This is a genomic window from Nocardiopsis potens DSM 45234, assembly GCF_000341105.1.
GTDB lineage: Bacteria > Actinomycetota > Actinomycetes > Streptosporangiales > Streptosporangiaceae > Nocardiopsis_A > Nocardiopsis_A potens.
Window position 1 is genome coordinate 24,361 of record NZ_ANBB01000072.1, and the last position, 21,910, is coordinate 46,270.

Genomic DNA, 21,910 nt, shown 5'->3' on the forward strand with positions numbered 1-21,910 from the left:
TATTTACCCAGGTCAAAGAGGTGCAGCGGTTTCAGGAGCGGCCGGCCCCGGCGCCCGGGCGACACGGACGGCGAACCCGCCACCCCGGCTCCCCCCGACCGGCCTCACCCTGCTCTGCCGCACCCGACCGACCGGCCGGTCCCCACCGCCGCCGTCGCCGCCCGCTTGAACCCCCGCCCCGTGGGGCCCGACACCCGGGCGACCACCTGTGCCCTGCCCCTACCGCTGCCGTCGTCGCCCGTCTTGACCTCCGCTCCGCGGGGCACCGCACCCGACCGACCAGCCGGCACGCCCCCTCCCGCCGTCGCTGCCCGTTTGGGCCCCGGCCCCGCGAGGCGCCGCGCTCGGGTGAGGACCTTCGCCCTGCCCCTACCGGCGCCGTCGCTGCCCGCTTGAACCTCCGCTCTGCGAGGCGCCGCGCCCAGGCGGGGTGGGGAAGGGGCGGGATCGCCCAGGGGCGGGACTGGGGTTGGGGCTGTGCCCCGGGGCGGGGAGGCCCGTCCTGCCGCCCCGCCCCGAAGTCCTGCCGCCGCCCGTCTCGGCCGGCCGTCTCAGCCGCCCGGGCGGGCGGTGCCGTTCAGGCCGGGGGACGTCCCGCCGCCGGGGGCGGTCGGCGGCTCGGATCCGCCTGCGGGCGGCCCCGCGCCCCCGGTCGGCGGTGCGGCCCCGCCCTCAGGCGGCCCTGCGGCCCCGGGCTGCGGGATGGTGCCGCCTGTCGGGTGTCCGGTGAGGTCGGGCGACTCGTACTTCTCCCGTAGCAGGGCGGACAGGCCGCCCTGGCCGTGCTCGCGGAGCAGGCGGGCGAAGCGGTCGGTGAAGGCGTCCTGCTCTTCCGGGCCCCGGTCCGTCCCGACCTTGTCGACCAGTGCGCTGCCGCTCTGCAGCAGCGGGTCGGCGCCCTCCGGCGCGTCCGGCCGCGGTTCGGCGCCGAGCCTCCCGTTCGCGGCGTCGGAGAGCCGGGTCAGCGGGCCGATCAGCCGGACCGCCTCCTGCACCCGGCCCTGGTTGGCGAAGAGCCACCACACCACGGCGCTGGCCGGGCTGGCCAGCACGTCGTCCTGGAAGTAGCGGCGGCGGTCCCGGGCCTCGCCCCACTCGTGCTCGCGCACCTCCTTGTCCTTGCGGACGGTGGCCATCCGCATCAGGCGCCGGGCGTCCTCCTCCGCCAGGACGATCTCCACGGCCGTGGCGCGCACCTCCATGCGGTCCTGCTCCAGCCGGACCGGGCGCCCCAGCACGGAGGCGAGCCCGTACACCGCGACGCCCACCTCCTCCGGGCGCCGGCGGGAGGTGAACTCCTCCGCCCGGCTCAGCACCGACTCGCAGGCCGCGGCCATCCGCGCCTCGTCCGGCGGGCCGCCGCCGGTGACGTCGCACACCTGGACCAGCGCGGAGAACAGGCAGGGGTAGTCCTCCTTGGCGGTCGCCAGCCGGATCCCGGAGATCTGGTGCGCCCGGAGCGGCGGGGGCGGGGGCGGAGGCATCGCCTCGACCACGACGGGCTCGGCGCTCCCCCGGCCGATCGCGAGCAGCAGCGGCACCAGGGCCACCAGCAGGGCCAAGGCCAGGACCAGCAGCAGCGCCAGCGTCCACACCCCGTCCAAGGGCAGCAGGAGGACGACGGCCGCGGCCACCACCGCGGCCGCGACCGCCCAGAGAGCGCCGGCGAGGGCTCTGTTCTTGTTCATCGTCGACTCACCACTCCGTTCGGGTTCCGGTGGCCGGCTCCGCGGCCGGCCCCGCGGCCGGCAGCAACCCCTGCACCTCGTCGAGCACCCGGACCAGCTCACCTGCAGCGCTCCGCAGCGCCTCGCCCCCCTCGCCGGAGGCGGCCAGCAGCCGGCGCCGGGCGATCCCGTACAGCCGGCCCGCCGACCCGGCCCGGTGCGCACCGCGCGCCAGGAGCATCGGCAGTCCGGGCGGGGACCACTCCGCCGCGCAGGCGTCGAGCCAGCGCTCGGCCGCGGTGCCCGGGTCGGCGGCGGGGGCGAGCGGCTCTGCCCCGGCCGTCCCGGCCGCCCCGGTTGTCCCGGCCGCCCCGGCCTCCCGGATCAGCACGCCGACGATCACGGCGGCGTCCTCCCGGGCCTCCGGGTCGTGCAGCGGGTGGCGCTCGGCGCCGGCCCCCTCCAGCCGGCCCGGATCGGTGAGCAGCGCCGCCACCGCCAGGTCCCGCGGGCGCGGCCGGGACCGGTTCTCCAGCACCCAGCGCACCCGGTGGGTCAGGTGGCGGAGGCGCTCCGGGCCGTCGGCGAGGACGAGCAGCCCGTCCGCCGCGGCCCGCCGGACCCCGAGGTCGTTGTGGCGGGCCAGGCGCTGCAGGCGCACCACCGCCTCCTCCGGCCAGGTCTCGGCGACGGTGCCGGTGCAGACCGCGATGAGCACCTGGGCCAGCGGGGCGGGCAGCCCCGGGGAGCCGGCCCAGCGGTAGATCCTGCGGCGCGTCCGCCGGGCGATGGCGCCGCCGCGGTCGTGCGCCTCGGTCAGGGCGTAGGCGGCCTGCGGCGCGGTCTCCGAGCGCCTGCCCCACTCCCAGACCCGGCCGAACAGCTCTTCGGTGCGGTCGGTGCGCAGGCACTGGCGGACGAAGCGCCGGGCGAGGGCGTCGCGCTCGCTCCCGGTGGTCGCGGGGGCCGCGATCAGGCCGTCGATCCAGGTGCGGAAGTCGCCGACCAGGTCGGGGTACTCGTCCCAGAACCGGTCGCAGACCGCCTCGGCCAGTCCGAACCGCTGGAAGGCGACCGCGTGGTCCTCGCCGACGGCCACCTTCATCCGGCGCAGCAGGGTGCGGAAACCGGTCCGCTCCAGCCGGGGCCGCTCCGGCTCCGGCGCGTCCATCAGGGCGAACAGGGCGCGCGCGGCGTCGGCCACCGCCTCCGCCCGGAACCCGTCGAGCATCGCCGCGGCCAGCAGGACCGACCTCTGCCAGGTGTCGGGGAGTTCGGCGATCTGCTCTCCGGCCTCCTCTCCGCGGTCGGCCAGCGCCTCCAGGGCGGTGCGCATCCGCTCCCGGAGCGGGGCCCCGGGCTTCGCGCGCCCCACCTCCTGCACCAGCCGGGCCAGCTCGGCGATCTCGCCCATCCCGGCCGAGGCGGCCCATTCCAGGGCTCCGCCGGCCCGCGCCTCCTGCTCGGAGTAGTCGACGCCGCGCGATTTCAGGTGGCGCTGGAGGACCAGCGCCCCGTCGGGCCGCCCGAGGTCGACCAGGAAGCGGGCGAACTCCTGCCCCAGCGCGTTCTTCTCCTCCGGCCGGATGACCAGGGCGAGGTAGGCGCCGTGCTCCTGGACCGCGTGCCGGTAGCTCTCCAGGCCCGCTCTGACCTCGCCGAACAGTCCGCGGTCGTCCCCGGTCAGGTCGACCAGGACCCGGTCGCCCGGCTGCAGGTCCCGCTCGTTCAGGACCGGCGGGGCGTCCGCTTCCCCGGGGTCGCCCTCGGGGAGTTCGCGCAGCCGGCCGTGCCCGTCGCCCATCGCGTCGAGCAGCATGAGCGCGGTGCTGCGCCGCCCGCACCCGGCCTCGGCGTAGAGGATCGCGGTGCGCCCGGCGGAGCCCAGCAGCCGCTTCGCCTCCTGGTAGCCGGGGCCGGCGACGAACTGCCGGGAGAGGGCCGCCGCCTGGTCGTCGGTGATCAGGCGGGGCGAGCGGCGGGTCAGCCGTCCGCTGCCGTCCAGGTGGAAGGCGCTGTCCGCGACGAGCGGGGACGAGACCAGCGGGGAGGCGATGAGCGGGGAGTAGAAGGTGTTCACCTGGGTGCCGCTGCCGTGGTGCGCGGGCCCGGTGGAGGTGCCGACCTCGGTCGCCGGGGGCGGCGGCGAGGCCGGAGGCGGTTCCGGGGCCGGGGAAGGCGGGGCGGGCGGGGCGGGGGGCTCCGGGTCCGCGGCGGCGGGTCCGGCCTCCGCGAACTCCTCGACCGCGCTCATTCGCCCTGCTCCCGGGCGCCCTTCCGGCCGTGCACGTCCACGCTGAGCCGGCCGCCGTCCTTGTTGTCGCCGGCCACGTAGTTCACCCCGTCACCGTTGAACTGCGGACCGTTGGCCTGCGGCCCGTTCACCTGGTCGCCCTGGATCTGAGTGCCGATCTTGGGCCCGTGCACCTGGTCTCCGTCGATCCGGGTGCCGACCTGGTCGCCCTGGATCTGAGTACCGATCCGGTCCCCTTGAACCCGGGTACCGATCTGGTCGCCCTGCACCTGGGTGCCGATCCGGGTGCCGTTGACCTGATCGCCGGTTCCGGTGTGCACCGGGCCGTGGGCGCTGCCGATGACCGTCCCCCCCGTCGGCGGTCGCCTGGCCGATGCCGCCCTGCCGGTGCTCGTTGACGGTGTGCGCCTGGCTGACGGCGTGCGCCCGCCCGCCGACCGTGTTCCGCGCCCCGGCGCCGTCCGCCCTCTCCTCCCCGGCGGGCGCCCGGCGCGCCAGGCCGGGCACCAGCTCGGCGACGGTCTCCACGAGCCGCTCGATGCCGGCTTCGGCATTGCGGTGGTCGAGCCTGCGGTACTGGCAGCGCTCCAGGGCGGAGATGTCCTCGGGGAGCGACCCCGCGGGCAGCCGCCCGGCGCTGCCGACGAGCACCGGGACCACGGTGATCCCGTAGGCGAAGGCCTCGGCGATCTCCCGGCGCGTCCAGTCGTCCGGGTCGTCCAGCGCCCTGCCGCCCTCCCTGCCGGGGGCGTCCAGCCAGCGCGGGCCGATGATCGCGAGGAGCAGGTCGCAGCGGTGTACGGCGCGCAGCAGGGCCCGCTCGAAGTCCTCTCCCGGGCGGATCGACTTGCCGGCGCGGAAGATCTCGTCCGGCCCGAATCGGGCGGAGAGCTCGCGTTCGATCAGTGTCGCGCTCGCCTCCTCATCACTGGAGCGATAATTGACGAAAACGCTGTTCAAACCGTTTTCTCCTCGTCTGTCGTCTCGGGGGGGGGAAGAGGGGTGGTTCCGGAGGAACGGTGAGGCCGTTCGGACCGGCCCGATTGAATTCTTCCTCGGACGGCAGGAGGAGGCAGTGAAAACGGAGGATTTTCCCGATCCCTCCGCGACAGGAAACGGGAAACCCTCCGGAAACACCGTTGATCTCGGGCTCATCGACCGGTCGATGAGCCCGAGATCAACGGAAGGCGGACGGCAGGCGGGCGGCAGCGGGCGGCGGTCAGCCGCCGAGGTAGGCCGCGAGATGCCGCCCGGTGAGGGTGGTGCGGTCCGCGGCGAGGGCGGCGGGGGTGCCCTCGAAGACCACCCGGCCGCCGTCGTGGCCGGCGCCGGGGCCGAGGTCGATGATCCAGTCTGCGTGCGCCATGACCGCCTGGTGGTGCTCGATGACGATGACCGACTTGCCGGAGTCGACGAGCCGGTCGAGCAGGGCGAGGAGCTGCTCGACGTCGGCCAGGTGCAGGCCGGTGGTGGGCTCGTCGAGGACATAGACGCCGCCCTCCTCGGCCATGTGCACGGCCAGCTTGAGCCGCTGCCGCTCGCCGCCGGAGAGCGTGGTGAGCGGCTGGCCGAGGCGGAGGTAGCCGAGCCCGACGTCGGACAGGCGGGTGAGGACGGCGTGCGCCGCCGGGGTGCGCGCCTCGCCGGAGCCGAAGAACTCCTCCGCCTCGGCCACCGACATCGCCAGCACCTCGCTGATGTCGCGGCCGCCGAGCCGGTGTTCGAGCACCGACGCCTGGTAGCGCCTGCCCTCGCACTCCTCGCAGGTGCTGGCGGCGCTCACCATCACCGCCAGGTCGGTGTAGACCACGCCGACGCCGTTGCAGACCGGGCAGGCGCCCTCGGAGTTGGCGCTGAACAGCGCCGGCTTCACCCCGTTGGCCTTCGCGAACGCCTTGCGGACCGGGTCGAGCAGCCCGGTGTAGGTCGCCGGGTTGCTCCGCCGCGAGCCGCGGATCGGGCTCTGGTCGATCGAGACGACGTCCGTACCGCCCCCCGCCGTGCGGCGCAGCGACTCGTGCACCAGCGAGCTCTTGCCGGAGCCGGCCACCCCGGTGACGACGGTGAGCACCCCCAGCGGGAGGTCCACGTCGACGTCGCGCAGGTTGTGCGCGTTCGCGCCGCGGATCTCCAGGGCCCCGGTGGGCGTGCGCACCTTCTCCTTGACGGCGGTCCGGTCGTCGAGGTGGCGGCCGGTGACGGTGCCGGAGGCCCGCAGCCCCTCGACGGTGCCCTCGTAGCAGACGGTGCCGCCCTCCGTCCCGGCGCCGGGGCCGAGGTCGACCACGTGGTCGGCGATGGCGATCGTCTCCGGCTCGTGCTCCACCACGAGCACCGTGTTGCCCTTGTCCCGCAGCCGCAGCAGCAGGTCGTTCATCCGCTGGATGTCGTGCGGGTGCAGGCCGGTGGTGGGCTCGTCGAAGACGTAGGTGGCGTCGGTGAGCGAGGAACCGAGGTGGCGGATCATCTTGGTGCGCTGCGCCTCCCCGCCGGAGAGCGTGCCCGCCGACCGGTCGAGCGAGAGGTAGCCCAGCCCGATCTCGGTGAACGAGTCGAGGGTCCGCTGCAGGTTGGCCAGGAGCGGCGCCACGGAGGGCTCGTCCAGGCCCCGGACCCACTCGGCCAGGTCGCTGATCTGCATCGCGCACGCGTCCGCGATGCTCTTCCCCGCGATCTTGGAGGACCGGGCCGCCTCGCTGAGCCGGGTCCCCTCGCACGCCGGGCAGTCGGTGAAGGTCACAGCCTGGTCCACGAAGGCCCGGATGTGCGGCTGCATCGCCTCCCGGTCCTTGGACAGGAACGACTTCCGGAGCCTGGGGATCAGCCCCTCGTAGGTGAGGGTGGAGCCCTCCACCTTCACCTTGATCGGCTCGTGGTGGAGGAAGTCGCGCATCTCCTGCTCGGTGAAGTCGCGGATCGGCTTGTCCGGGTCGAGGAGGCCCGACGCGGCGTAGGTACGCACCGTCCACCAGCTGTCCGACTTCCAGCCGGGGATGGTGAACGCGCCCCCGCTGATCGACTTGGAGTCGTCGTAGAGCCGGGTGAGGTCGAAGTCGGTGACGGCGCCCCGGCCCTCGCACTCGGTGCACATGCCGCCGGTGCGGCTGAAGGTCTGCTTGACCGCCTTCTTGGCGCCGCGCTCGACGGTGATCGCGCCGCTCGCCCGGACCGAGGCGGTGTTGAAGGAGAACGCGTGCGGCGGGCCGATGTGCGGGTCGCCGAGCCGGCTGAACAGGATCCGCAGCATCGCGTTGACGTCGGTGGCGGTTCCGACCGTGGACCGGGGGTCGGCGCCCATCCGCTGCTGGTCCACGATGATCGCGGTGGTCAGCCCGTCCAGGACGTCGACCTCGGGCCGCGCCATCGACGGCATGAAGCCCTGCACGAAGGCGCTGTAGGTCTCGTTGATCAGCCGCTGGGACTCGGCGGCGATCGTGTTGAACACCAGCGAGGTCTTCCCCGAACCGGACACGCCGGTGAACACCGTCAGCCGGCGCTTCGGGAGCTCGATCCCGATGTCCTTGAGGTTGTTCTCCCGCGCGCCGTGCACGCGGATCATGTCGTGGCTGTCGGCGACGTGCGGCGCGGGCGCCTGCCCGTCGGTCCTGTCGGCCATGTTCTCCGTCTCTCCATCCGTGGGGCGGGCCGCCTGCGCGGCCCCTGGTCCGGTCCGCCCCGGGCTGCCGGGGCGGGGCGTCAGACCGACCAGCGGCCGTCGCGCATCAGCTCGCGCCCGGCCATCTCGTTCACCTCGCGCCAGGCCTGGATGCGGCGCGGGGTGATGCGGAACCACAGGTAGGCCCCTTCCCCGGCGCGCGGGTCGAAGCCGGCCCGCTCGGCGAACCGGTCGGCCCGCTCCTTCGGCAGCTCCTCCATCCCGATGACCTCGACGCCGCCCTCGACCATGGTCACGTCGCGGGTGTGGCCCAGCCCCACCCGGGCCGCCCGGGTGGCGGCCATGTTCCTTCCGGTCGGGCTGTCCGCCGGGGTGGACACCAGCAGCGCCTCCCCGTCCCAGTCGAAGGAGAGCGGCACCAGGTGCGGCACGCCCTCGGGGGAGGCGGTGGCCACCCAGGCGTCGGTGTCGCCGCCGAGCCGGTGCTCGGTGTCGCGGCGGCGCCGGGCGCGGGGGCGGGGCGCGGGCAGGGGCTGGGGGTCGGCCGTCATCGGCGCGGTTCTCCTCGGGGGCGGTGTCGGGCGGGGGGCGGCGGGCGATCCGCCGTCGTGCGCGGGCCGTGCCGGGGCGCGGCCCGCGCGGGTCGCGGGCGGCGGCTCAGCGGCGCTCCTGGATCCGGATCAGGTTGCCCGCGGGGTCGCGGAAGGCGCAGTCGCGGACGCCGTAGGGCTGGTCGATCGGCTCCTGGACGACCTCGGCGCCGGTGGCCTGCACCCGGTCGAAGGTCCGGTCCAGGTCCGGGGTGGCCAGCAGCAGGCTCGCGTAGGTGCCCTTGGCCATCATCTCGGCGACGGTGTGCCGCTCGTCCTCGGTGAGGCCGGGGTTGGCCGACGGCGGGTCCAGGACGACGGAGGTGCCGGGCTGGCCAGGGGGGCCGACCGTGATCCAGCGCTTCTTGCCCTTGCCGACGTCGCCGCGGACCTCGAAGCCGAGGGCGTCCCGGTAGAAGGCCAGCGAGGCCTCCGGGTCGTCGTGCGGAAGGAAACTGGCGTGAATGCTGATGTCCATGCGGGTCAGACTAGTTTCGCGCCGGTGCCGCGCGCTTCTCGATTCCTGACCGGTCTGGTCACCTGCTTCGCCACGCAGGCCGGCATCCCCTCGGTGGCGGCCGCCTCCTCCCGCCGGTAGGTGCTGGGCGGCACGCCGACCAGCTCGGTGAAGCGGGTGCTGAAGGTGCCCAGCGACGAGCAGCCGACCGCGAAGCAGACCTCGGTGACGCTCATATCGCCGCGGCGCAGCAGCGCCATCGCGCGCTCGATCCGCCGCGTCATCAGGTAGGAGTAGGGCGATTCGCCGTAGGCGCGCTTGAACCGACGGCTGAGGTGGCCGGCCGACATGTTCACGCCGCGGGCGAGCGCCTCGACGTCCAGCGGCTGCGCGTACTCCCGGTCGATCCGGTCGCGCACCCGCCGCAGCAGGGCGAGGTCGCGCAGGTGTCGTTCCCTGTCGGTTTCACTGCTCACCCGCATGATCGTGCCACGTCCCGCCGACATGGCCCAGCGCCGACCCCGGCGCCGTCACCGCCTCGAAGCCGGTCGAGACGGCGGCGGCGCCGGGGTCGGCGCCTTGCGGGGGCGGCCGGGGTCAGACGATCTCGCCGCGGCGGGCGACCACCCGGCCGGCCTTCACCACCAGGTCGCGGGGCGGGCAGGCGGCGACCGCCTCGGCGGCGTTGCGCACGTCGATCACCACCAGGTCGGCGCGGTCGCCCTCGGCCAGGCCCAGGCCTTCGAAGCCGACCACCCGGGCGCCGCCGTAGGTGGCGGCGTGCAGTGCGAGCTCGATGTCCTCGTCGCGCACCGCGCCGCCGCCCTGCGCCTGGCGCAGCGCGCGCTCCAGCACGTCGCCGGTGCCGTAGGGGCTCCACAGGTCGCGCACGCCGTCGTTGCCCAGCGCCACCGGGACCCCGGCGGCGCGCAGGTCGGCCAGGGGCAGCAGCCGCCCGGCGGGGGCGATGGTGGCCAGGCCGATCCCGGCGCCGGCCAGCCCGTCGATGAGCCGGGCCCGCACCTCCGGTTCGGCATCGGAGAGCGCGAAGCCGTGGCTGATGGTGACCCGCCCGGCCAGCCCGGTCACCCGGGCCCGCTCGATGATCAGCTCGTACTCCCAGGCCCCCAGCGTGCCCCGGTCGTGCAGGTGCACGTCGACGCCGGCGCCGTGCCGCTCGGCCATGCCGAAGACGGTGTCGAGGTGGCGCACCGGGTCGCGGTCCAGCCCCGCCGGGTCGATGCCGCCGACGGTCTCCACCCCTTCCCTGAGCGCCTGCTCCATCAGCCGCTCGGTGCCGGGGCTGGTCAGCAGCCCGGTCTGCGGGAAGGCCACCAGGTCGGCGGTGATCCGGCCGTCCAGGCGGCGCAGCGCCTCGCGCACCGCCTCCACCCCGTCCAGCCCCAGCCCGGGGTCGACGTCCACGTGCGAGCGGGTGTGCACGGTGCCCAGCGCCACCATGTTGCTCAGCAGCGCGGCGATCTTGTCCGGGTCGGGCACGCCGGCCTCGGCGCGCCTGCCGCGGCCGTGCGCGATCCGCCCGGCCAGCCCGGGGGCGGCCGCGTTGGGCACCCACGGCCCGCCCCACAGCGTCTTGTCCACGTGGGCGTGGCCGTCGACGAAACCGGGGACCACCAGCCGGCCGGCGATGTCCTCGGTGTGCGCGGCGGCCTCCGCGTCCTCTCCCGTGTCGGAGACGCGGGCGATCCGCCCGTCGCGGACCAGCACGTCGGCGAGGCCGTCGCGCCCCCACAGGTGGGCGCGGCGGAGCAGCAGGTCGTTCATCGCTTCCTTCCGTGAATCGGCGTCGGTCTCGGCGCCGCCGCCGTCTCGAGGCCGGTCGGGACGGCGGCGCCGAGGTCGACGCCTTGGGGGTGGGTCCTCACTTCGCGCCGGCGTCGCGGAGGATCCGGGCGATCTCGTCGGCCCCGGAGGACTCGGCGTGGTCCAGCGGGGTCGTCCCGTCCCGGTCGGCCAGGTCGGGGTCGGCTCCGGCGTCCAGCAGCACCCGCACCACCTCCTGGTGGTCGGGGCCGCCGTCGCCGAGGATCACCGCCTCCAGCAGGCCGGTCCAGCCGAGGTCGTTGACGTGGTCCACGTCGACGTCGGTGCGGCGCAGCACCTCCCGGACGTAGTCGGCGTGGCCGCGCTCGCAGGCCGGGATGACGGCGGTGCCGCCGAACCGGTTGGTCAGCGCGGTGTCGGGGCCGGGGTCGGCCTCCAGCAGCACGTCCAGCATCTCCGTGCTCCCGGTGACCCCGGTGACCAGGAACGGGGTGTCGCTGCGCCGGTCCACCGCGTTCACGTCCGCGCCCGCCCCGACCAGCGTCCGGGCCGCCTCGACGCGGTCGCCGTCGGCGGCCAGCAGCAGCGCGGTGCGCTCCTCGCCGTCCCGCGCCTCGATCCGGGCGCCGTCGGCGAGCGCGTCCGCGACCGCCTCCGCGTCGCCGTCCCGCGCCGCGCCGAGCAGCGCCTCGTCCGCCGTGCTCAGGTCCATGCCCCCGCCTTCCCCTTCGCGCTCGGTTCCCCGTCCGGCACCGCATCCGGCCGCGATCAGGCCGGCGGCGAGCAGCAGCAGGCTACGCCGCCGGACCGCCCGGGCCTCACCCCGCCCCATCCGGTCCCCCTTCCCTCCTCGGTTCCGCTCCGCACCGCGCCGGTCAGCCCTCGAAGTTCTCCAGCGCCTCCAGCGCGGCGTTGGCGATCTCCTCGTCGATCGACCCGTCCGGGGCGCCGCCCACGCCGATGCCGGCGATCGGGGCGCCGCCGGAGGCCACCGGCACGCCGCCCGGCAGGAACAGGGTGCCGGGCAGGTCGGCGATGGTGGGGCCGTCGCCGGTGGCGCCCTCGGTGAGCTTGCTGGTGGGCTGCCCCATCGAGACGGCGGTGTAAGCCTTCTGCTCGGCCGACTCCTGGGTCTGCGGCCCGGCGTTCTCGGTCTTGAGCACCATCCGCACCGAGCCCGAGCGGTCCACGATGGCGATGCTGACCTGCTGCTCCTGCTCACGCGCCTCGGCCAGGCCCGCCTCGGCGGCCGCGGACAGCGCCTCGCCGGTCAGCACGTCGCGCTGCTCCACGGCCTGCGCGGCGGCGTCGGCCACGGCGGCGGCGGGGGCGCCCGGTGCGCCCTCGGGCAGCGCGGTGGCGACGATCCCGCCGACGACGGCCAGGCCGGCGGCGCCGCCCGCGACGCTCGCGATGAGGTGGTTGCGCTTCATGTCGTTTCTCCGTTCCGGTCGTCCTTGCGACGTCCACAAGACTCCCGCCGGAGCGGCCCCGCGGCAGCGGGCGAACGGAGCAACCCGCCGCCCCGAACGGAGGAGTCCGCTCGTCATCCGATCGGACGACGCCGATACTGGGAGGCGTGGGCAGGATGGGGAGGGTGTCTCCGAAGGATTCCGCGCCCGGGGCGGGCGCCTCCCCGGCCGACCGGGGCGACCGCGGCGCCGAGCGCGACCGGGTGGGCAGCCCGTGGCTCAACGCCGCCATGCACATCGGGTTCTTCACCGTGATGGCGGCCTCCGCGGCCCGCCTGGTGGTCCGGCACGAGCTCGACGCGCACACCCTGGCCTCGCTGGAGCTGGCCGGGCTGGTCGCGCTGCTGTACGCGGCGGGGGTGCTGCTGTGGGGCACGGTGCACCGGGCGGTGCTGATCGGCTGGTATGCCGCGCTGCTGGTGTGCTGGATCGCCCTGGTGCTGATGGCCCCCTCGTTCGGGTTCGCCGCCATCCCGCTGCTCTTCCTGGCGCTGCGGCTGCTGCCCACCCCCGCGGCGGTCGCGGTGGCGGCGCTGCTCGCCGCGGGCGCCGGCGGCGCCTGGGCGATGCTGACCGACGTCCGCGACCCCAGCGTCTTCCTGGTGCCGCCGGCGGTCGCCGGGATGGTCACCGCCACCGTCGTCGAGCTGCGCCGGGAGAGCGAGCGGCGCCGCCGCACCATCGACGACCTGCTGCGCACCCGCGGCGAGCTGGCCGAGTCCAACCGCCGCACCGGGGTGCTGGAGGAGCGGGAGCGGCTGGCCCGGGAGATCCACGACACCGTCGCCCAGGGGCTGTCCAGCACCGGCATGCTGCTGCGCGCCGCCGACCGGGCGTGGGAGTCCGACCCGGAGCGGGCCCGCACCCTGGTCCGGCGGGCCGCCGAGGGGGTCCGGGACAACCTGGCCGAGGCGCGGGCGTTCGTGCAGGGCAGGGGGCCGGCCCCGCTGGAGCGCGATTCGCTGGAGGGGGCGCTGGCCGGGCTCTGCTCCGCGCTGTCCGCGGAGACCGGCATCGACGCCCGGTTCCACTGCGAGGAGGACGTCGGCGGGATCCCGCAGCGGGTCCGCGCGGCCCTGCTGCGGATCGCCCAGGGGGCGCTGGCCAACGTGCGCGAGCACTCCGGGGCGGGCAGGGTGGTGGTCACCCTGGCCCGGATCGGCGACCGGGTGGTGCTGGACGTCATCGACGACGGGGCGGGCTTCGCCCCGGACGCCCCGGCGCCCGGCCCCGGCCGGGGCCACGGCCTGGCGTCGTCCCGCGCCCGCGCCGAGGAGCTGGGCGGCGAGCTGACCGTGGAGAGCGCCCCCGGCGAGGGCACCGGCGTCTCGGCGTCCCTCCCGGTGCAGGAGGACGGATGAAGCGGCACCCGAAGGACCAGTGCGGGGGCGAGGAAGCGTGAAGCTGTTCCTGGTGGACGACCACCCGATCGTGCGGTCCGGCCTGACCGCGCTCTTCGCCGACGAGGAGGACATCGAGATCGTCGGCGAGGCCGCCAACGGCGCGGACGCGGTCCGGCTGATCGCGCTGCGCCGCCCCGACGTGGTCCTGATGGACCTGCGGCTCACCGGCGACATGGACGGCGTGGGGACCACCCGGCGGGTGCGCGCCCTGCCCGGCCCGCCCCGGGTGCTGGTGCTGACCACCTACGAGAGCGACACCGACATCATCCGCGCGATCGACGCCGGCGCCTCCGGCTACCTGCTCAAGGACAGCCCGCCGGAACGCCTCTTCGACGCGGTGCGCGAGGTGGGCCGCGGCGAGACGGTCCTCTCCCCACCGGTCGCCGCCCGCCTGATGCACCGCGTCCGCGACCCGCTGCCCGCTCTGACCCCGCGCGAACTGGAGATCGTCCGCCTCCTCGCAGAGGGCGCGGGCAACAAGGAGATCGCCAAACGCCTCTTCGTCACCGAGGCCACGGTCAAGACCCATCTCCGCCGCATCTACACCAAGCTGGACGTGGACACCCGCACGGCAGCGGTCCGAGCGGCGGTGGACCGGTCCCTGATCCGACTGGATTGACCCGCGCCCTCCCCTCGATGATCGTGACGATGATCTTGACGTCACGGCCCCGCCAGAGCCTGGGCCGAGCCACCCCGACCGGGCGCGGCACTCGCGGAGCGAACGCCCAGACCAGCGGCGACGGCAGCGGTGGGGGCGGGGCGAAGGTGGTCGCCCGGGCGCAGTGCCCCACGGGGTGAAGGTCAAGGCGGGCGGCGAGGGCGGGAGGGGGACCGGCCGGTCGGTCGGGCGCGGCGCCCCGCGGGGCGAAGGTCCAAGCAGGCGGCGACGGCAGCGGTGGGGGCGGGGCGGAGGTGGTCGCCCGGGCGCAGTGCCCCACGGGGCCGGGGCCCAAGCGGGCGGCGAGGGCGGGAGGGGGACCGGCCGGTCGGTCGGGTGCGGCGTCTCGCGGAGCGGAGGTTCGAGCGGGCGGCGACGGCGGCGGTGGGGACCGGCCGGTCGGTCGGGTGCGGCAGAACGGGGTGGGGCGGTCGGGGCGGGCTTGGGGGCGGGATCGCGGTGCCCGCGTCGCCCGGGCGTCGTGGTCGGCTGCCTCTGAAACCGCTGCCCCTCTCTGACCTGGATGAATACGTAGGGTGATGGCGGGGAGGGGCGCCCTGCGCACCGCGAGAGCACCCCTGTGATTCCCGGGCGCGCATCCCGGGCCGGATCGGGCCCCGAGAGGCTCGAATGGCCCCGGCCGGGCCGGTGTTCGGGGGTTCGAGCGGCCCGGAAGGCCGGGATGAGGGGGGCCGGAACCCGGGCAGGGGCGGCGCGGGGGCGGGATGTCGCTTTTGCCCTGCAGAGAGGGTCTGCCTTGGCCACTCTGGGTAATCGAAGAGGGGGTGGTGGGGGCCTCAAGGCTTACTACTCGCTGGTAGATGTAATCGGGGTGCTGCGGAGATGCGCAGGGCGCTCCCGCCCCCGCCCGATTCCCGCCGCAAACCCGGCATATAGGGATAAGGCCACCTAGCGGGCGGGGCACGGGCAGGCCCACCCCCACCTTCGCCGGGGCGCCGCCCCTTCCCGCCGGGAGCACGCGCTGGGCCGGGCGGGTGAACGCGGCGCCCAACCCGTTCCCGCCCTCGCCGCCCGCTTGAACCCCGGCCCCGTAAGGCGCCGCGCCCGGGCGACCGCCTCCACCCGGCCCCGCCTCTGCCGTCGCCGCTGGTCTTGACCTTCGCTCCGTGGGGCGCCGCACCCGACCGACCAGCCGGTCCTCGCTGCCGCCTTCGCTGCCCGCTTGAACCCTCACCCCGTGGGGCGCCGCGCCCGGGCGACCACCCTCGCCCCGCCCCACCGCCGCCTTCGCTGCCCGCTTGAACCCTCACCCCGTGAGGCGCCGCACCTGACCGACCAGCCGGTCCCCCTCCCGCCGTCGCCGCCGGTTTGAACCTCAGCCCTATGAGGCGCCGCGCCTGGGTGAGGCCTGTTCAGCGGCTTTCTCCCAGTGCTGCGCCCCCGCCTGTTCTCCCAATGCCCTGGCTTGGCGGTAGTGGTCCGCCGCCCTTTCCGTATCTCCCAGGGCAGCGGCCAAATCGCCCAGGTAGTAGGCGACCGGGCGAAGGCTGAGCATCCCCGTCCCCGCCCCCGCGAGTTCTTCGGCGGCCGGGAGCAGGCGGGCATAGGCGCGCTCCATCACCGCCCGCTCCCCCAGCTCGACCGCGACGACGGCCTCCAAACAGGTGAGCGCCTCCAGCAGCAGGTCGGCGGGCGGCTGCTCCGGCAGTGAGCGGAGCCGGCCGCGGGCCGCCTCCCGCTCTCCCCTCCCCAGTTCCGCCAAGGGCTCGACCCACGCGCGGTACGGCCCCCAGTCCTCCGCCAGGTCGACCGACGCGGCACCGGCGCCGCCCGTCTGCAGGCGCAGGCAGAGCAGGGCCAGCGGAAGCAGTCCCTTCTCCACGCCCGTCATCCCGCTTCCGGCGAGCCGGGCGGAGGCCGCGCGGTAGCCCGCTTCCGCCTCCCCCGCCCGTCCGGCGACGGCCAGGCGCAGCACCCAGTACCAGTCCGTGAAGACGCCCACCAGCGGCAGCCCGTGCTCGGCGGCCAGCCGGTCGGCGGCCGCGGCGTGCTCATCCGCCGCCGCGAAGTCCGCGCGGGCCGAGCGGGACTGGACCAGCACCAGTCGGCCCAGCACCTCGAAAGGGACCAGTCCCCCGTCGCTCCGGGCGGCGAGGTCCACCAGCTCCTCGCCGATCCGCGCCCGCTCCGGCGCCAGACCCGCCCGGTGGAAGGACTGCATGAACCGGCCGTTGAGGGCGAGCGCGAGCAGCCCGGGGTCGCCGCACGCGCGGGCGAGCCGCTCCGCTTCCCTCGCCGCCTCCCGGACGGCGCCCCGGTCCCGGGCCGCGTCCCGCCCGCCACCGCCGGCCGTGCCGCGCGACTCCATGGCGATGGCGCTGAGCAGCCGGCTCCGGGCCGCCCGCTCCCCCTCCGGCAGCGCGGCGGCGCTCCGCTCGGCCGCCGCCACGACCTGGCGGGACAACTCCTCGTCGTCGTTGCGCGGCCAGTTCGCCGGGACCTCGAACGCACCCACGACCTCGGCGGTCAGCCTCGGGTCGCCGATCCGCTCGGCGGCGGCGATCGCCCGCCCCCGCTGGGCGCGGGCCCGCTCCAGGTCGCCGGTGACCGCCAGCGCCCGGACCGCCCCCATCGCCGCCTCCAGCCGGTCCCGGGCCGGCCCGTCCGAGCGCTCCAATGCCTGTTCGGCGCCCTGCCAGAGCCGGGCCGCCTCGTGCGGGGCGAACCTCCGCTCGGCCTGCTCGGCGGCGGCGCGGGCGTAGCGCGCGGCGCGCGGGGCGGCGTCCCGTCCGGCGGCGCGGAGGAAGTGGTGCGCCAGGGCGGCGGGGTCGCCGGGGCGCAGCCGCTCCAGCGCCTCCCCGGCCCGGAGGTGCAGGCGGGCCCTGCGCACCGCGGAGATGTCCTCGTAGAGCGCCTCGCGCACCAGGTCATGGGCGAAGCGGAACCGGTCGGGTCCCTCCTCGACGGCGAAGCCCGCCCGCGCCGCGTCCTCGGCCGCGCGGAGCGCCGGTTCCTCGCCGGCCAGGGCGGCGAGCAGGTCGATGTCGACCTCCCGGCCGATCACCGCGGCGCGGCCGAGCACCGCGCGGACCTCCTCGGGGAGGGCGGCCATCCGGTGCCGGACCACGTCGCGGACGCCGGCGGGGACGGCGGCGAGCGCGCCGGGGCCGGCTTCGCCGAGCAGGCGGGCGAGTTCGCCGGCGAAGAACGGGTTGCCGCCGCTGCGCCGGGCGACGGCCCGGACCTGCTCGGGTCCGGCGTCCGCGCCCGCCTCGGCGCGGACCAGGTCGGCGACGGCCCCCTCGGAGAGCCCGCCGAGGTGCACGCGGACCGGTTCGGCGCGGGCCAGCCGGCCCAGGGCGGCGGTCAGCGCGGCGGGGATGCCGGTGGAGCGGTGCGCGGCCAGCAGCAGGACGGGGCCCGGCGGCGGGTCCTCGACCAGGGCGGTCAGCGCTTCCAAGGTCTCCTCGCCGGCCCATTGGAGGTCGTCCAGGACGACCAGCACCGGACGCCGGGCGGCGGCCTCCGCCAGCCGCGCGGCGACCGCCCGGCCGAGCCGGAAGGGGGAGCCCGCCGCACCCGGTACCGGTCCGCCGAGGCCGGCCGGGGCGGCCGCGGATTCCCGCCGGGCGCCTTCCTGCGCGGCCCCGTTCCCGCCCGGATCGCCGCCGACGGCGCTCTCCCAGGGCGATGATCTCGGCGTTGAGACAGCGACAGCGTCGAGATCACCGTGGGAGGGGCCGGGGAGCGCGGCGAGGATCCTGGACCACGGCCAGGCCGGGGGCACGCCGGTGTTCTCCGGGCTGGGGCCGAACGCGGACGCCCAGCCTCGGTCCGCGAGGCGGGCGGCCAGCGCCTCGGTGAGCGCGGTCTTGCCCGCCCCGGCCTCCCCGCTGACCAGGACCGGAACGAGGCGGTTCCGGTCCCGGGCGCGCCGGGCGGCCTCCTCCAGGCGGCGCAGTTCGCGGTCGCGGCCGTAGAGCGCCGGGGCGTCCGTCCCGGGCCCCGCCGCGGACGCCTCGGCCGCCTCGTCCGAACCCGCCGCGCCGACCGGTTCCGGAGGGGCCTCCGAAGGGGCCTCCGGAGACTCCGCGGACTCCGTCCGCCGCTCCTCCCCCGGCCCCGCCCCCGGGAGCAGGGCCGGGTCCTGGGCCAGGATGTCCGCCTCCAGCCTGCGCAGCCGCGGCCCGGGGTCCAGCCCCAGCCCGTCGGCGAGGGACGCGCGGGCCCGGCGCAGCGCGGCGAGCGCCTCGCCCTGCCCGGCGGTCCGGTAGAGCGCCAGGGCCAGCAGCCGCCAGCCGTCCTCGCGGTGCGGATGCTCGGCGGTGTGCTGCTGGAGGACGGGCACCGCCTCCTCGGCGCGGCCCAGCTCCAGCGCGGCGCGGGCGCGCAGCTCCACCGCGATCAGCCGGCGCCCCTCCAGGCGGGCGGCCTCTCCGCGCGCCCAGTCCCGGTCGGCGAACTCGGCGTAGGCGGGGCCGCGCCAGAGCCGGAGTGCGCCGTCGAGCAGCGCGAACGCCCGCTCGGCGCCGTCCGCTCCGGGTGCGAGCAGGCCCCGGGCCTCGTCGACGGCGGACTCGAAGCGGCGGGCGTCGACGTCGCGCGCCTGCGCGCGCAGCGCGTACCCGGGCGGGACGGTGACCAGCAGCCGGGCGGGGGCCCGCGGCGGCCGGTCGGGCTCCAGGGCGCGGCGCAGGTCGGCGACGAAGGTCCGGACGGCGCCGGTCGCGTTCCGGGGCGGGTCGCCCTCCCACAGGTCGGCGATGAGCCGGTCGAGCGGGACCACCCGGCCGCGGGCGGCCAGCAGGCGGGCCAGCACCGCGCGGTGCACCGGGCCCTTGAGCGCGACCGGGGCGCCCCCGTCCGAGGCCCGCACCGGTCCGAGGACGCCGAACTCCACTGCTTCCGTCCCCCGTTCGGTCCTTTCCGCCCTGGTCAATCTATCCCTGCGGGCCGGGCGGCCGCGCCCGCTGATCCGCTGCTGACCGGCCGCTGATCGGGCGGGCCGAGACTCACCGCATGACCTCGAACGACGACGAGAGGACCGGGATGAGGACCGAGGCGAAGAGCGAGGCGGAACCGCGGATCGACGGGTTCGACTACCAGCGGGTGCCGGTGGCCGACGGCGTGGCGCTGAACGCGGCGGTGGGCGGCTCGGGGAGCCCGGTCGTACTGCTGCACGGCTTCCCGCAGACGCACCTGATGTGGCGGCACGTGGCCGCCGACCTCGCGGCCGACCACACGGTTATCGTCCCCGACCTGCGCGGATACGGGGCGAGCGACAAGCCCGCGGAGGCCGGGGAGAACTACTCCAAGCGGACGATGGCGGCCGACGCGGTGGCGCTGGCGCGGGCGTTCGGGCACGAGCGGTTCGCGCTGGCCGGGCACGACCGGGGCGCGCTGGTCGCCTTCCGCGCGGGGCTGGACCACCCGGACCGGATCAGCGGGCTGGCGATCCTGGACGTGCTGCCGACCCTGGACATGTGGGAGGTGATGCAGGGCGCCTCGGCTGCGGTCGGGTTCCACCTGTACCTGATGGCCCAGCCGCCCGGCCTGCCGGAGCGGATGATCTCGGCCGCGCCGGACGACTTCTTCGGGCACTTCCTGGACGTCTGGTCCCGCGACCCGGGCGCCCTGCCGAAGGAGGTGCGGGCCGCCTACCTGAAGGCGTCCCGGGAGGCGGTCGACTCGATCGTGGCCGACTACCGCGCCTCGGCCGGGGCGGACATCGCCCATGACGAGGAGGACCGCCGCACCAGGAACCGGCTGCGGATGCCGGTCACCGTCCTCCAGCAGGACTGGGGCGCGGCCCTGGGGTACGACGCGGCGGCGGTCTGGCGCAAGTGGGCCGACGACCTGGACCACCGCACCGTCACCTGCGGGCATTTCATGCCGGAGGAGGCCCCGGCGGAGATCACCGCGGCCCTGCGCGACCTGCTGGCCCGGCCAGGGGTGACTTCGTGACCGTGTGATCGCGGTGGTGAAGGCCCGCTCTGTTTCCGGAGCGGGTCTGACCGGGGGTGGGCCGGGCGCTGTAGGGTCGGTCCCGATGGGGCTGAATTCTGCCGGCCGATTCATCAGCGTTGATCAGTGCCCCTCTGCCATGATCTTCAGCGTGTGGCTCAATCGGGCGCACATGCAGGGCGTTCACCACCAGAGCGCCTGAAAGCGGGCCCAAGAAGGCGAGGCGGCCATGCCGGTGGTCGAAGACGCCGGCGGGCCGGTTTCCCTGGAGACAAGCCGCCCACGGCCGAGGCCGCCTCCGAAGCCGGTCCGGACCGCATCGAGGCTTTACTGTCAGTGCCGGACCGTAGTCTGCGGGTCATGGGCGAAGGCGAGCCGGAAGAGGACCCGGTGCATGACATGACCGATGCAGTGGCATCGATCTGCACCCGCCTGCACGGCAGGCGGGCCCGTGACCGGGCCGTGAAGGCCCTCGCGGCGGCGGAGAACGTCGAGTGAGCCACAAGCAGGGGGTGCGCTTCGAGCCGGCGCCCACCGGTGAGCAGGCGGTCGCCATGGGCCGCCACTGCGGGTTGTCGCGGGTGGTGGAGAACTTCTGCCTGGAGACGGTGCGGAAGAAGTACGCCCAGCGCAAGGCCGAGGAGAGCTACGGCATCACCGGCGAGGACCTGACCAAGGTCCCCTGGTCGGCCCCGGCGCTGGAACGCGAGTGGCGCGCCGCCCACCCCGAGCGCTACCCCTGGTTCTCCCAGGGCGGGCTGTCCTCCCGCATCCCCAAGGAGGCGTGCCGGGTGCGGGCGGCCGGTCTGAAGAACTACTTCGCCTCCCGGGACGGCAAACGCAAAGGAACCCGGCTGGGCTGGCCCAGGTGGCGCAAACGCAAGCACGGCTCCCGGTTCCGCTACGACGCCGACCGCGCCAAGCCGCTCGATGCCCGCACGGTGCGCCTGCCCGCCATCGGCGACGTCGCCACCCGCGAGGACATGTCCTGGCTGACCGACCGGACGGCCACCGGAAAGGCGCGCATCCTCGGCGCCACCGTCCGCGAGCAGGCCGGACGCTGGTGGGTCTCCTTCCAGATCGAAGTGGACCGCGATGAGGTCAACAAACGCCGCCGCGTGGAGGCAGGCGCCCCGGCCTGCGGGGTCGACCTGGGTTTGAAGACCTTCGCGGTCATTGCCAACAGCGACGGCACCACCGAGGAGATCCACGCCCCCAGACCGCTCAAGGCCGCCCAGCGGGCACTGAAGCGCGCCGGCCGCAGACTGGCCCGGAGCGCGGAGGGCTCCAAGAACAGGGCCAAGGCCCGCAAGCGCGTCGGCCTCCTCCACCTGCGGGTGGCCGACCGGCGGCGGGACTTCCTGCACAAGACCACCACCAGGCTGACGAGAACCAAGTCGGCCATCGCCGTGGAGACCCTCAACATCAAGGGCATGGCCAAGAACCGCAGGCTCGCCCGCGCCATCTCCGACGCCGGGTTCGCAGAGTTCATCCGCCAACTGGACTACAAGGCCGACTGGTACGGCTCCCGCATCTGGAAGGCCGACCGCTGGTTCCCCTCCTCCAGGACCTGCGGGGACTGCGGGCGGGTCAACCGCGCCTTGGCCCTGGCCGACCGCACCTGGGCCTGCCCCGGCTGCGGCACCGTCCACGACCGCGACGCCAACGCGGCCGGGAACCTCCTGGACGCGATGCTCAAGCACTCTGAGAAACAGCTCGCCGGGAAGTTGCCCGGAGAGGAAAAATGCCTCGTGGAGACCGCGTGAGACCTCGCTCTTCGGAGCCGGCGGCGGTCGATGAAGCAGGAAGAAGACCAGCGAGAGGAACGCTGAGATTCAATCAACGGCCGGCCACCACCACGACCTGGTGGGGTCGCCATCCCCACCTTTATCACCGGTACGCGCAAATCGCCCAAGATCCAGACAATTTACCCGACTTGCACCTGACACCAACGTCAGCTCTTAGCGTATGGATGTCGGCACTCGCCGAGCATTCCCCCACCCCTCTCGCACCCGGCCCTCTCAGGCGCGTTATGTGGGTTTGTTGGCCGGTCTGAGCAGGACCAACCGGATCGTGTGCGCGC

Annotated in this window: 16 protein-coding genes and 1 pseudogene; 5 read left to right on the forward strand and 12 right to left on the reverse strand. The window is 75.3% G+C overall.

Annotated features, from left to right (window positions below):
- Positions 1 to 551: 551 nt before the first annotated feature.
- The 11 genes and pseudogenes from D459_RS33940 to D459_RS0127380 form a co-directional block, all read right to left on the reverse strand.
- Positions 552 to 1,688 carry a hypothetical protein gene (locus D459_RS33940; RefSeq protein WP_017596179.1) on the reverse strand — a complete coding sequence of 379 codons (1,137 nt, stop codon included), beginning with the start codon at positions 1,686 to 1,688 and terminating at the stop codon, positions 552 to 554.
- A 7-nt stretch (positions 1,689 to 1,695) separates the two neighbouring features.
- A complete protein-coding gene (locus D459_RS0127335; RefSeq protein WP_017596180.1) occupies positions 1,696 to 3,921 on the reverse strand; it encodes a hypothetical protein in 2,226 nt (741 codons plus the stop codon).
- A complete protein-coding gene (locus D459_RS37185; protein WP_017596181.1) occupies positions 3,918 to 4,241 on the reverse strand; it encodes a hypothetical protein in 324 nt (107 codons plus the stop codon). Before D459_RS37185 ends, D459_RS0127335 begins: the two co-directional genes overlap by 4 nt.
- Positions 4,242 to 4,506: 265 nt before the next feature.
- Positions 4,507 to 5,076 (reverse strand): annotated as a pseudogene (locus tag D459_RS37600) (toll/interleukin-1 receptor domain-containing protein); the annotation flags it as partial.
- A gap of 64 nt (positions 5,077 to 5,140) precedes the next feature.
- Positions 5,141 to 7,537 carry an ATP-binding cassette domain-containing protein gene (locus D459_RS0127350; RefSeq protein WP_017596183.1) on the reverse strand — a complete coding sequence of 799 codons (2,397 nt, stop codon included), beginning with the start codon at positions 7,535 to 7,537 and terminating at the stop codon, positions 5,141 to 5,143.
- An 80-nt stretch (positions 7,538 to 7,617) separates the two neighbouring features.
- Positions 7,618 to 8,088: a pyridoxamine 5'-phosphate oxidase family protein gene (locus D459_RS0127355; RefSeq protein ID WP_017596184.1), complete on the reverse strand. Its 471-nt coding sequence runs from the start codon at positions 8,086 to 8,088 to the stop codon at positions 7,618 to 7,620.
- A gap of 106 nt (positions 8,089 to 8,194) precedes the next feature.
- Positions 8,195 to 8,605, reverse strand: coding sequence for a VOC family protein (locus tag D459_RS0127360; protein WP_017596185.1), 411 nt, complete (start codon positions 8,603 to 8,605; stop codon positions 8,195 to 8,197).
- Positions 8,606 to 8,610: 5 nt separating this feature from the next.
- Positions 8,611 to 9,066 (reverse strand): helix-turn-helix transcriptional regulator, encoded by a 456-nt coding sequence (locus D459_RS0127365; protein ID WP_017596186.1) that lies wholly within the window; start codon positions 9,064 to 9,066, stop codon positions 8,611 to 8,613.
- A 115-nt stretch (positions 9,067 to 9,181) separates the two neighbouring features.
- On the reverse strand, positions 9,182 to 10,369 hold the full coding sequence (locus D459_RS0127370; protein ID WP_017596187.1) for an amidohydrolase: 1,188 nt from the start codon (positions 10,367 to 10,369) through the stop codon (positions 9,182 to 9,184).
- A gap of 97 nt (positions 10,370 to 10,466) precedes the next feature.
- A complete protein-coding gene (locus D459_RS0127375) occupies positions 10,467 to 11,081 on the reverse strand; it encodes an ankyrin repeat domain-containing protein (RefSeq protein WP_241485139.1) in 615 nt (204 codons plus the stop codon).
- 163 nt (positions 11,082 to 11,244) lie between these two features.
- On the reverse strand, positions 11,245 to 11,802 hold the full coding sequence (locus D459_RS0127380) for a GlcG/HbpS family heme-binding protein (protein WP_017596189.1): 558 nt from the start codon (positions 11,800 to 11,802) through the stop codon (positions 11,245 to 11,247).
- 155 nt (positions 11,803 to 11,957) lie between these two features.
- Between D459_RS0127380 and D459_RS0127385 the strand changes: the two genes are divergently transcribed.
- Together D459_RS0127385 and D459_RS0127390 are read left to right on the forward strand one after the other, a co-directional pair.
- Entirely contained in the window at positions 11,958 to 13,202 is a 1,245-nt protein-coding gene (locus D459_RS0127385) for a sensor histidine kinase (protein ID WP_017596190.1), read from the forward strand.
- A gap of 37 nt (positions 13,203 to 13,239) precedes the next feature.
- Positions 13,240 to 13,863, forward strand: a complete 624-nt coding sequence (locus D459_RS0127390) for a response regulator (RefSeq protein ID WP_017596191.1) — start codon at positions 13,240 to 13,242, stop codon at positions 13,861 to 13,863.
- 1,381 nt (positions 13,864 to 15,244) lie between these two features.
- On the opposite strand, the gene D459_RS0127395 is transcribed toward D459_RS0127390, so the two are convergent.
- Entirely contained in the window at positions 15,245 to 18,763 is a 3,519-nt protein-coding gene (locus D459_RS0127395; RefSeq protein WP_017596192.1) for a BTAD domain-containing putative transcriptional regulator, read from the reverse strand.
- Between the two features lie 119 nt (positions 18,764 to 18,882).
- On the opposite strand from D459_RS0127395, the gene D459_RS0127400 reads away from it, so the two are divergent.
- The 3 genes from D459_RS0127400 (at position 18,883) to D459_RS0127410 (ending at position 21,593) form a co-directional block, all read left to right on the forward strand.
- Positions 18,883 to 19,827, forward strand: a complete 945-nt coding sequence (locus tag D459_RS0127400; protein WP_017596193.1) for an alpha/beta fold hydrolase — start codon at positions 18,883 to 18,885, stop codon at positions 19,825 to 19,827.
- 360 nt (positions 19,828 to 20,187) lie between these two features.
- The gene (locus D459_RS36310; RefSeq protein WP_017596194.1) at positions 20,188 to 20,325 is read left to right on the forward strand and encodes a hypothetical protein; all 138 of its coding nucleotides are present in this window, start codon (positions 20,188 to 20,190) and stop codon (positions 20,323 to 20,325) included.
- Positions 20,322 to 21,593: an RNA-guided endonuclease InsQ/TnpB family protein gene (locus D459_RS0127410; RefSeq protein ID WP_017596195.1), complete on the forward strand. Its 1,272-nt coding sequence runs from the start codon at positions 20,322 to 20,324 to the stop codon at positions 21,591 to 21,593. The genes D459_RS36310 and D459_RS0127410 overlap by 4 nt, the downstream gene beginning before the upstream one ends.
- Positions 21,594 to 21,910 lie beyond the last annotated feature (317 nt).